Genomic DNA, 10,197 nt, shown 5'->3' with positions numbered 1-10,197 from the left:
TCTGCTACCATCGATAGCATCTGTGATCTCTTTTCTTCTTTGCTCATTAAGCAAAGTTCTGCATTATACAACGCTCAGGAAATATGCACTTGGTCGGGCGGATACCCGAAAACACCTAAATCAAAACATTGATACTTCAACCGCGAAGCAATCAAGCGCTCTCTTGATCGCCATTTTTGCTGCTTGAGATCTGTTTAATACTTTCCTTTAATAGTTTTATTTCGTCAATTGATGGAAATTTTATTGGCGGCACCTCATTATCAACCGCGCTAGGCATGGCTGATTGAACAATCATTCCCTTTTCGTAAAGATTGCCAAAAGTTTCCGCAGCCGTTTTTATTATATTTAAGGCATCCTTAGTTTTCTTTGTATCAAAATATTTATTTTGAATTTGTTCTGCTTGCTCGTCTAAATAATTTTTAACTGTCGTCTTAGTGAATTCAGAAAGAGTATTTAACATATCGGTGGCTGCTTTATTCTGTTTGAGGTATTCAATATGCTTATCGCCCTCAATCTTTTTCATTCTCACATTCAATGCCAAGTGCGCCAAATCTGCAAGCATCTGTCCCGCGGCACGAATCCCCAGTCCTATCAAAAACCAAATAGATCCAGTCTCAGCTCTTTTTATGTCGACTTTCGCACCAATGTGACTATTATACAGAGGCACCTCTACTGCAAGTTTGAGTTCGCCCGATAACTTTTGAAGTTCTTCAAAAGTATGAAACGGCGGTAATTTTATCCGAATACTGTCTATCTCTTCAACATCTTCGGTATGAGCAAGCAAAATAATTGCTGATATTGCATTTCTTAAAGATGATAGGTCTTTTGACAACTTATTAGCCTCTGCGTCAGTTATTGTTATCTCGTCTGATTCTGTCATAAAAATGGGAGAATCTTTTATAGGTTTTAGTAATTGCTTAAGTGCAGATATAAAGTCAAGTCGCTCTATAGACGCCCTAAATTTTGTAAGTTCATTTAAATAAATTCTCTTAGCATTACTTGTAGAAAGGGTGCTTTGATGATAAGATAATTTAGGTCTAATTTCCTCCAATAGGGATGCGGTTTCGGTTAAGTGCATATTAATTTGATTATGTAGAATACTATTTACCTAAAATTGCAAACAAAAAGCATTTTTCAAAATTTTCATATAAATAGTTAAAAAAAAATGAAAGAGGTCTTTATTTATTATTGTTCAATGAGTTGATATACCCCGTTTACTATTTTTTTCACCTCATTTGCATTAACCGTCGATTTTGTATGTTTTGGAACGTTACTTCGATTATGAGATTGTCTATCATAGTTAACATTTGTCATATCCAAAAATCCAATTTTAAATATCCGTCCAACCTATCAGTTCAGTCAAACATAATACTTGAAAATCCAGGATATTTATTCTCTGGCTTTTGAATATAACTTTTAATTGACGGTTTGACAATATCCCAATAGCCAAGCTTTGCAACTGTCCAAATTGCAAAAGGCTTATATTTATCTTCAACTCTATTATAGCATTCAGCCACCATTTTCTTATCTATTGGTTCTTTACAAAACAATAGTAAGCCTAAGAAATTGTTTGGATCTATCTCTCTCAAAAACAGAAAATCCGAGATTCCCAGTCCTCTGAGTCTTTTAATAAACCGAACTTTTAGATAGGTAGGAATATCCTTTTCAGTCCATCTATTTTTAACTATTTCCATAAAAACATCATTATCTGCGCAGTCTATTAAAACTAGCAGACGGTCGTTATCAAGAGTTTCGAGATAATCATTAAGAACAATCTCTTGCATTTTTGGACTCCAAAACCGCCGAGCTACATCTAAAGCAGTTCTGACCTCGTAAACATATCGGGAACGGTAGAAATATGAGAAAAACTCCATTATTCGCTCGTCATCCATTTCATCGAGTAAATACATTAATAACTTTTTGAATCTCAATCTATTCGTATAGTTTTGATTTTCTCTAATGTGATCAAAAACATAATCGAAAATGGCTACTCGCTGAGAATCTTCCTGTAGTCGCTTTAAAATATTATCTGCAATGATTTTTTCCTCATACAACTGATTGATATACATTTTTACCAGCTCAAACAAATCAATGGTATTCAGAACTGCATGAGCTAACAAACCGGTTGGAAGGCCTATGTAACCAGAATATCTAATTTCTTCCAGCTCACGTAGTAAAACCAGTTTTTCATCTATTGAATTCATCGTTTAGCTTTAATTATTCATTATGAGAGCACTTCCACATTAAATGGATCATTTCAAAAATAAAAAGGTATTTCTACAATCTTTAACAAACTTCTCACGGCTATGTTGTTTAATGTTGCTTTTTAATTGTTGGCGCCTCTCCTTTCTATTCATCAATGGATATGCATTCTTACTATCAGGGAATAACCTTTTAAAGCGTTCAATCTTTGTCTCTAACTTCTTTTTAATCATTGGCACTAAAAATTCATCAAAGACAAATTCAGAAGTCATCCAAACATATACTGCGCTCGGATTAAAATCGTTCAAAATGTCAATGGCCTTCTGTAAATCAAAAGAATTTAACAGTTCATCATAAAATCCATTAAAATCATTTACAACTTCCTCATGGCTAATGTCCTGCTTGGGCCCTAAGATTCCCCAAAACGGTGCCCTTATAGTAGGATCGATACTTTTAAGTATGTGAGCCCCTTTGCATGTGGCCAAAGAGATAAAGAGTGTGTTACCTAAGTATTCATTTATGGATCGCGTACAGCTGCCAACCTCATCCCAACCTACAATTTCGCCGCTAGCTAATTGCAATCCTTCTTCACAACCATGTACTTCGAAATGTAGTAGAGGTTTTGCTGATTCAGGTTGTAACTTTTCCAATAATGTTGATGCGAGATTTAAAAACTCATCTTTGTTCTTAACATTCACAATTCCTGAATTAAGTTCGTGTTGGCTACACCTTCTTTTAATTATATCATCATACAATTGCTTCCCTGTTTGCGATTCATTGGGTAGCAATGATTGAATTACTATGACACAATTAATAGGTAGGTTAACTTCTATGCTTTTTTCCATTAGTAATTGATCATTATCTACATGCCATCCCCAATCTTCGAAGACAGGCCTAAAATAAACAAAATGATATTCTACTTCTTCTTTTAGTTATTATATTATTAAACCTTCTATTGACCAATGTCTACCTCCAACAAAGCAGTTGAACTATACTGCTTTTAATAGTGTACATTTATCATAAACACTTCTTCGAATCGACATTTTCATTTAAGAGTTGCATGCTCATAAAAACAATTTACTAGCGGATCAAATGCTTAGTATTGTCTCTTCTCAACTCTTCAACCCCATAAATTCCCTCTCCAAGGAGAGTTATTTTCAATCTATCAGGGCTTACTATTATCCTTTTAAACCCGTTCTTATCAAGTCCCGGTGAGTCTTCATGGTACCAAACAACTAGACCCTGATTCGTCGTATCCATTTTGATTTCCCCTCTCCAATGTTCTTGCATAACCTCATTACTATATGTCTTAGTATCGATGTGCAAAATGTTCTCATATTGATAGGTAATTACTGCTTTAACATACTCATTTGCTCGCTCCAGCTGCCTCTTGTATTCGCCACACATTACTTCATAAAGCTCTCTTGTTTTTTTCTTCTTTCTTCGCCTAGCTATACATCCTTTAAATTCACTTATAAGAAGTCCTAATATGGCACCGAAAGTGCCCCCCACTATCAATTCAACATAATTTATGGCTCTAAAGACTTCCATTTCTAAACATTTTAGATTGTTTCATTGAATTAAGAGGCGGCGATGATAAAATAAACGTGTATTCTTTTACTCCTAATCTCATCTACGTCGATTCTTGACCTCTCCACGCAGTCGGCACCTAAATGCTTCCCACATTCAGGAGGCATTTCTATCGCCTGTTTATAAATATCCTGCAACTTACGCTCATAGGTATTGGATCTGCCACCGAAGAAGTCCGTCCATCCTGCCGCGATATCACTGAATATGTTAGACCCTACCACTACATTGGCAGTTATAGGCTTGTGGTATTCGTTAATGATCCAGCCATCGAGTGAATCAGTGGTAGTGGTGATAATGCTATTCATTTTGATTTAGGTCTATTATTTGGTTGTTGGTTATTATTCCAGTTTAGTTCCACTAATTTAGAAATTAAATTGTATTTCACAAATTTAGATCTCTCCTCAGCCATCAAGAACTTGTTTTATAGAGGAAAATATATGAAATTTTAAGAAATGCAGCAATACTATCATAATCAATTACCTCGATATGGGCATAGGAAGTGTTATTGATTAACGTATCTGCCAATAGCCGAACTCGATTAGATTGTTTTGCCGATTTTTCCAACACATTTGTCCAATACAAAAGTGAACGTGTATGCTGACCGGAAACACTTTCTTTCTGTATTTTATATGTGCTGTCTGCATAGTTTAGGCTTATTAATTTGTTTCCATCGAATGCATATGAATTGTTCCCTCCTTTAATCAGATAGCAACCTCCGGTTTGTGCCTCTTCCGGTGTTGGTAAAACATGGGAACTTAGCGTATCTACTGAAAAATCTTCCTGAAAAGAAAATTTGGTGCGGACAACATCTGTGTAGCTGATATTCTTCAAAGATCTGATTCTCTGGATAGACTCCTGTAAGGTCTGACCATTGACACTTCCTATATTCACAAATAGTAGATACGTTATCAAATAAAACAAACTGCTTCTGAAAAATTTCATCATTTTTTTAATAACCCTCAAAGGTTGTTAATAGCTACCGTAGTATTGACTGCCATGCAAATATAAATGTATTAAACCTTGTTTGATTTTGCTAAATCAAAGTGATTTTAATGGTGTGGGTAGATTGCAACAACGAGCCATTGTTTCTTTACATAAGTAAAAATCTGTTTAACGCCATTGTTTGTTAGTATCAAAAAAAGAAGGAGCTATGGAGTTTACAAATCTTTTTGGTCTACTTGAAGACTTCAATGAGGACCTTAATGAAAACATCTATAAGACGTTTGAACAAAATTTATCGGATAGAAAAATTTTGAACGAAACAGTACTATTCTAGACATCGGAGAGACTTCGAAAAATTTTTATTACTTATACCAAGGACAGGCTTGGGGCTTCAGTTATAAAAATAAAACTTTCTGGTTTTGCCAGGAAAATGAGATTTTACTCTTTGACCCTTCATTGATAGACAACACATTCTCTAGCTATAGAATTATGGTAAGCAAAGGCAGTATCATTTACCAAATGGATAAAGATGACTTATTCCGTGCAAGCAAAAAGTCTGTTGTTAACGATCTGCTCAAAAATCATCTCATTGCAAACACACAATACTTCCTCAGTTTAAATGAATCTCTTAAGGGATTAACATTAAAAGAGAAATTGGTTTTATTAGCGAAACGCCATCGCAACTTTGTATTCGACAGCTCTTTAGAAATACTGAGTACGTTTCTCGATGCTTCCTGTGGAAGAGTATGTTCTATTAGAGGGTTATTAGGGGGATAGAAGATAATGATAATAGATGCCAATGCTATCACCTCGTTGTTTCCAAGTCAACCTTAATACTTTATATTTGTTTATAAAACATAATTGCTCCAGAAGGTATGTTGCATCTTCTAAATTTGGGGAAGCCGACACCATTGCAACTGATGTTGTTTATATTCCAGTTTTGGCTGAAAACTTTAGGGCCTTGATATTCCAAAATAAGGCATCAAGTTAGGATAACACCCGCAAACAGCGGTATGTTTTGCTGAGCAGGGTTCTGCAATGTTATGGAGGTTGTATTTCAGTATTAAAATATTGGAAATTAATGGCTCATAAAATTTGCAACAATGTGATTAAAAGCCTCTGGTTGTTTTATTGGCACATAATGATCGCCGCCTTTAAAAATATGCGATTTAGCATCACTTATAGAACTGCTAATCAATTGCGTATGTTCTTCGTTAATAACATCATGTTCTCCCGCCATGACCAAGGTAGGTGCGGTTATTTTCTTTAAGTCTTCAACCCGAATATGTGGCTCATTCAACACCAAGTCGGTTAGCCTGTAGACAACACTTTTTGTTTCATTCCGATGAAGTAGACTATCCCTACGCTGCTTAAATATCTCCAACGTTTGCTCTGTGAGCGCTTCTTTTCCTGGCGTTAAATTAGCTCCAAAAATAGCTAATTTTTTTATTAACTCGGGGTGAGAAAAGGCGAGGATTAGTGCTGTATTGGCTCCATCACTCCAACCTAACAGGTTTATTTTTTCTATTTTAAGCTGATCGATTATCTGCATGACATCTTTTGCAAACAGTTCATACGAATAGGGAGCTGTTGAGTTGTCTATACTGTTCCCCTGCCCTCTAGTATCTATCGCGATTATTTTGTAACGTTTGCTTAAGGGCAAGATCTGACTTCTAAAAGAGGCGATAGATTCGTTATTTCCATGAAGAAGTACCAGCGGTTCCCCGTCGCCATAAGTCTCATAATAAATTTGAGCACTATCAACCGGAATGGTTTTCCCAACGTTTGGATTATTGCCGATCATTAACTTCATATACTCTTGAGAAGATGAACTATCAGGAGCTTCAGATTGAGCCAAGTCGTTATGGTTTCCGCTAAGCTTATAGGCTTTTATATTTACATATAAATAGGATGATTTAACTTGCATCCACTCGGATTCGCTTTTTTCGCGGAAATAGCTCTTCTTTAACGGAGAGGGGAACGAAGGGATTAAGTAGGAATGCTTTAAAGTGTCTCTATCAGCAAGGCCCGATTTAACCAACTGAAGGGCGATTGCTATCTTTTTATGACCTTTAATCCTTATATTATAGTTGTCGAGATTAATAGTTTTCCAGCCTCTGGGATCTTTTGTTTCATATAGAATCTCTTTTGTTGAAATCAATTCGTCGGGTAAATTATCATTAACGGTATATATGTTAAGCCGGAACATTACATTGGTAAAATTGTTGCGGATTAGTAGAAAATTGACCTCTTTTAGCTGAATATCGTTATCGATATTCAGAATAGTAGCCTGTTCACGTCCACTTATGTCACTTATCCTGGGGTAGCTTGAATAGGCCCTAGGATTTAATGTCATCTTTCCGGGTGTTCTTCCGTATACTTTTATTTTGTCTTTTGTTTCATTTATTACCACTTCGTCCAACTGTGTTGCCGGAGACGCCGCTAGCGATATGTTCAGCTTTTTACCAACGGCATCTTTTACACTAAGTCTAAGCGATGAATACCCCACCCGGCTGAAGATGATAGTGTCTGTATCTTTAATCGCTGATTTGTCTGCCAGTAGAACAAACTTTCCAAGGGAATCTGCGATAGTTCCAAAGGCCTTTCCTTTAACGCCAATGGAAGTATAAGGGATTGCTCTACCTTCTTCTTTTGTTTTAACATCGCCCTTAAATGTAATATCCTGTCCATAAACATGTGTTGAAATTAAAAAGGCTATCATGCAACTTAGGTTTTTGAAAAAGGCAGATCGGAACATATAGTAAAAATTAAAACATGGGTGTAGCGGTTCAACAAATATATAACACCGCTTCTAAGATTCAAAAATAGTTGCAACACTTTATTATTTGGATTTAATGGATCTTGAACAATGCTCGCCTTGCTTTGGCTTCTACCAGAATCGTTATTTTGATAGACAACTCGAGTTAATTTTTCAAACATTGGTATTAAGCCATTATTCCAATTTCCGACAGGATCAACTGAATTGTCTATCCCCTTTATATTATCATACCTGCTAGTAGACGATTCCCTTACCACATTCGTTGTACCCTCAAAACCTGAGTGAAACACTAATTCTTCCGTGTTATTAAAGCTGGCCTGTTGGTAAGAACTTAGTTTTTCAGAAATATTCGGTGTCTGATCAATGTCTTCCCTGCAACTGAAGACGAGGTAAAACAGTATTACTGTTATAGCGTATTTCATAACTAATGATTTATAACCCAAACTTACCGATTTCTACTAACTGATACAAAATCAGGCACTCACATTTTGTGATGACAAGCGAGAAATGGGAACCTCACTAATGGGTAAAGAAGTTGTTTTAAAGACAGGTGATGGCTATTTAGAAGTAAAGATGCTGTTTATTGACGACTTCGGACTGATACACCGCGACCATTAGGTGGTTCAAACGATGTATTTCCACGTCTTGATAACACTAGACTTCGCTATAGATGAGGGAGATTTATGAAAATCAAGTGTTATAGCCAAGACTTTATATTATTCTTAGCTATCGATTTACTATTCAACAACCACGAGCAAAAAATTAGGCTTCCTTTTATAAGGATAAATTTGTTTGCCTATCTCACTTTCTTTAATACATACAAAATTGTCTCCATCAACAACTTGAATACAAGCCAAAATCTCGGGCAATTCGATTGTGAAATCAAGCTCCAAAATTCTCTCACCGGCTAAAAACGCATCAGAAACCGAAAATTTTAGCTTATGTGACTGACTCCAGTATTCTTCGTCAAGAACTTTAACGAGCTCCTTATTTAGCTCATAGTTATCATTTAGATATCTGATAAATGTATCTCCCAAAGCATTTATCTGTCTATGGTACTCATTTCCAACTTGTGTGATAGTGTTATCTAATAATCTACTTAATTCAGTTGAATCATCTAAACGAACAACTTTTTTCTCAGAGTAAATTTGCTTTAGCTTTAAAATTGGTTCCATTTTATTTTTCTTTAAAGGTTTTTAAATAATCTGCTGTGTGGCCTGGAAAACTATTCTACATTGTATTAATCAGTCTATCATATCCATCTATTTAATTCAAGTATTGTTTTAGCACTCTGGTAAAGCTAGAAGATTGTTTCGTACTGTATTATCGGCGACAGTTTTCAGATATTTGGTACCATTACTAGTTTCCGCTGTGATGACCTTAACTTTGTCTCCAGATCCATCTTTAACATAGGCTTTGCCATTTTTTTCTTTTATCCAATTATAAATTTCCAGCATTGTACTTTTGCCTTTTTCCCCTGTCTGTTCCTCGACCCACCCTAGGTGTGTTATCGCTACATTTGGATTTTCATGATATCCATTGTCTTTGTTAATGCATGTAATTCTTATTGCCATAATTTTTATATTTTAAGTTTACACAATTGACTTAAATCATTATAAAGATAATGTGTTTGGTAAAAATAGTTTTACGGTTTCCCGTATCGTTTTAGATTTGGGCGGACTATCTTCGACAGGTACACAGCAACTACACCAGAAATTTAATGATTTGATAACGATCGGAAAATCTTAAGAAGGATTTATCAGAGCGACTAAGTAGGTAGATTACTAAATATTCAAATTTGCTTCATTCTTTGATTTAGTGATATTAGGCACAACAAGTGGTCTTTGTGAACACAACACGTACTATCCTTTTAATGCGGGGATATTATTTTGACTTGACCTATCTTATTGAAACGATCTCGCCACCCGATAAACGATATAACTATAATGTTTTGAGTAACAAACTATCTAGTTTTGAGCGTTATGAAAAAATATTTCTCAAATTGTTCAGAATTTTCCTATCTTAGCATAAGAACAATTACACAATCTAAACCTTTGAATTATGACGTACTTCCCCTTTCTATTCGATCTCCTATACCTAAGCATTGTTGCATTAGTTATTTACGTGTTATACCTCAACATCGATGGTTGGATAAACAGACCAATTAATGTGCGCGGTGAACAGAACGTACTTATTGAGAAATTAATTGATGTGTTGGAGAGGAATAAGCCAAGGAGGTCCTAGATCTAATAATTCCGACATATTTATAAATTTTTAACATCATTGTCTACATCAACCATGGTAAAAATCGCAAAAGAGAGAAGTGATTATAGTCTTCGCCGACTCAATGAATTTAAAAATCATATAACAAAATCTGAAGAATTACGCAAACACAATGACTTTTGCATATATACCACAGGATCATATGGCAGACTGGAGGCAAGTGATCATTCAGATTTAGATCTATTTTTTCTTTCACACAATGGAACTGCTAAAATATCAAAAATATCAAAAACATTGATTAAAAAAAGCTGAATGTGGAACACATTCGGCGGAAATAATGCACAAAAGTTGAAGTTTGCACTTCACCCGCCATTTTGCCAATGCGATGTTAGCTGTAGCCTTTCAATACACTTTCAGAATTTGTCCGCTGATATTCTGCTCAATTGTTTTTTCATACGCTT

At 35.4% G+C, this 10,197-nt stretch carries 12 protein-coding genes; 2 read left to right on the top strand and 10 right to left on the bottom strand.

Annotated features, from left to right (window positions below):
* Positions 1-151: 151 nt before the first annotated feature.
* The 6 genes from ABD930_RS08870 to ABD930_RS08845 form a co-directional block, all read right to left on the bottom strand.
* Positions 152-1,078, bottom strand: coding sequence for a hypothetical protein (locus tag ABD930_RS08870; RefSeq protein WP_345231364.1), 927 nt, complete (start codon positions 1,076-1,078; stop codon positions 152-154).
* A gap of 277 nt (positions 1,079-1,355) precedes the next feature.
* Positions 1,356-2,204 carry a hypothetical protein gene (locus ABD930_RS08865; RefSeq protein WP_345231363.1) on the bottom strand — a complete coding sequence of 283 codons (849 nt, stop codon included), beginning with the start codon at positions 2,202-2,204 and terminating at the stop codon, positions 1,356-1,358.
* Positions 2,205-2,252: 48 nt separating this feature from the next.
* The gene (locus ABD930_RS08860; RefSeq protein ID WP_345231362.1) at positions 2,253-3,047 is read right to left on the bottom strand and encodes a hypothetical protein; all 795 of its coding nucleotides are present in this window, start codon (positions 3,045-3,047) and stop codon (positions 2,253-2,255) included.
* A 235-nt stretch (positions 3,048-3,282) separates the two neighbouring features.
* Entirely contained in the window at positions 3,283-3,753 is a 471-nt protein-coding gene (locus ABD930_RS08855) for a hypothetical protein (RefSeq protein WP_345231361.1), read from the bottom strand.
* A gap of 29 nt (positions 3,754-3,782) precedes the next feature.
* Positions 3,783-4,097, bottom strand: coding sequence for a YbjQ family protein (locus ABD930_RS08850; RefSeq protein WP_345231360.1), 315 nt, complete (start codon positions 4,095-4,097; stop codon positions 3,783-3,785).
* 103 nt (positions 4,098-4,200) lie between these two features.
* Positions 4,201-4,737, bottom strand: coding sequence for a hypothetical protein (locus ABD930_RS08845; protein ID WP_345231359.1), 537 nt, complete (start codon positions 4,735-4,737; stop codon positions 4,201-4,203).
* Positions 4,738-5,253: 516 nt separating this feature from the next.
* Here ABD930_RS08845 and ABD930_RS08840 point away from each other — a divergent pair.
* Entirely contained in the window at positions 5,254-5,511 is a 258-nt protein-coding gene (locus tag ABD930_RS08840) for a hypothetical protein (protein WP_345231358.1), read from the top strand.
* Between the two features lie 301 nt (positions 5,512-5,812).
* Here the strand turns inward: ABD930_RS08840 and ABD930_RS08835 are convergent, their stop codons facing one another.
* From ABD930_RS08835 to ABD930_RS08820, 4 genes are all read right to left on the bottom strand, one after another.
* Positions 5,813-7,456: an alpha/beta fold hydrolase gene (locus ABD930_RS08835; protein WP_345231357.1), complete on the bottom strand. Its 1,644-nt coding sequence runs from the start codon at positions 7,454-7,456 to the stop codon at positions 5,813-5,815.
* A 5-nt stretch (positions 7,457-7,461) separates the two neighbouring features.
* Entirely contained in the window at positions 7,462-7,935 is a 474-nt protein-coding gene (locus ABD930_RS08830; protein WP_345231356.1) for a hypothetical protein, read from the bottom strand.
* 315 nt (positions 7,936-8,250) lie between these two features.
* Entirely contained in the window at positions 8,251-8,688 is a 438-nt protein-coding gene (locus ABD930_RS08825) for a hypothetical protein (protein ID WP_345231355.1), read from the bottom strand.
* Positions 8,689-8,796: 108 nt separating this feature from the next.
* Positions 8,797-9,087 carry a DUF3892 domain-containing protein gene (locus tag ABD930_RS08820; RefSeq protein ID WP_345231354.1) on the bottom strand — a complete coding sequence of 97 codons (291 nt, stop codon included), beginning with the start codon at positions 9,085-9,087 and terminating at the stop codon, positions 8,797-8,799.
* Positions 9,088-9,574: 487 nt separating this feature from the next.
* Here ABD930_RS08820 and ABD930_RS08815 point away from each other — a divergent pair, with 487 nt between their 5' ends.
* Positions 9,575-9,757 carry a hypothetical protein gene (locus ABD930_RS08815; RefSeq protein WP_345231353.1) on the top strand — a complete coding sequence of 61 codons (183 nt, stop codon included), beginning with the start codon at positions 9,575-9,577 and terminating at the stop codon, positions 9,755-9,757.
* Positions 9,758-10,197 lie beyond the last annotated feature (440 nt).

The organism is Olivibacter ginsenosidimutans (genome assembly GCF_039542865.1).
Taxonomy (GTDB): Bacteria; Bacteroidota; Bacteroidia; order Sphingobacteriales; family Sphingobacteriaceae; genus Olivibacter; species Olivibacter ginsenosidimutans.
Note: the sequence above shows the minus strand (reverse complement) of the source record. Positions and strands in the feature narration are given on the sequence as shown.

Coding starts and splice junctions, on each gene's coding strand:
- ABD930_RS08840 (WP_345231358.1), top strand. CDS start 5,254: ATGGATAAAGATGACTTATTCCGTGCAAGCAAAAAGTCTGTTGTTAAC.
- ABD930_RS08860 (WP_345231362.1), bottom strand. CDS start 3,047: ATGGAAAAAAGCATAGAAGTTAACCTACCTATTAATTGTGTCATAGTA.
- ABD930_RS08865 (WP_345231363.1), bottom strand. CDS start 2,204: ATGAATTCAATAGATGAAAAACTGGTTTTACTACGTGAGCTGGAAGAA.
- ABD930_RS08850 (WP_345231360.1), bottom strand. CDS start 4,097: ATGAATAGCATTATCACCACTACCACTGATTCACTCGATGGCTGGATC.
- ABD930_RS08855 (WP_345231361.1), bottom strand. CDS start 3,753: ATGGAAGTCTTTAGAGCCATAAATTATGTTGAATTGATAGTGGGGGGC.
- ABD930_RS08870 (WP_345231364.1), bottom strand. CDS start 1,078: ATGCACTTAACCGAAACCGCATCCCTATTGGAGGAAATTAGACCTAAA.
- ABD930_RS08815 (WP_345231353.1), top strand. CDS start 9,575: ATGACGTACTTCCCCTTTCTATTCGATCTCCTATACCTAAGCATTGTT.
- ABD930_RS08835 (WP_345231357.1), bottom strand. CDS start 7,456: ATGATAGCCTTTTTAATTTCAACACATGTTTATGGACAGGATATTACA.
- ABD930_RS08845 (WP_345231359.1), bottom strand. CDS start 4,737: ATGATGAAATTTTTCAGAAGCAGTTTGTTTTATTTGATAACGTATCTA.
- ABD930_RS08820 (WP_345231354.1), bottom strand. CDS start 9,087: ATGGCAATAAGAATTACATGCATTAACAAAGACAATGGATATCATGAA.
- ABD930_RS08830 (WP_345231356.1), bottom strand. CDS start 7,935: ATGAAATACGCTATAACAGTAATACTGTTTTACCTCGTCTTCAGTTGC.
- ABD930_RS08825 (WP_345231355.1), bottom strand. CDS start 8,688: ATGGAACCAATTTTAAAGCTAAAGCAAATTTACTCTGAGAAAAAAGTT.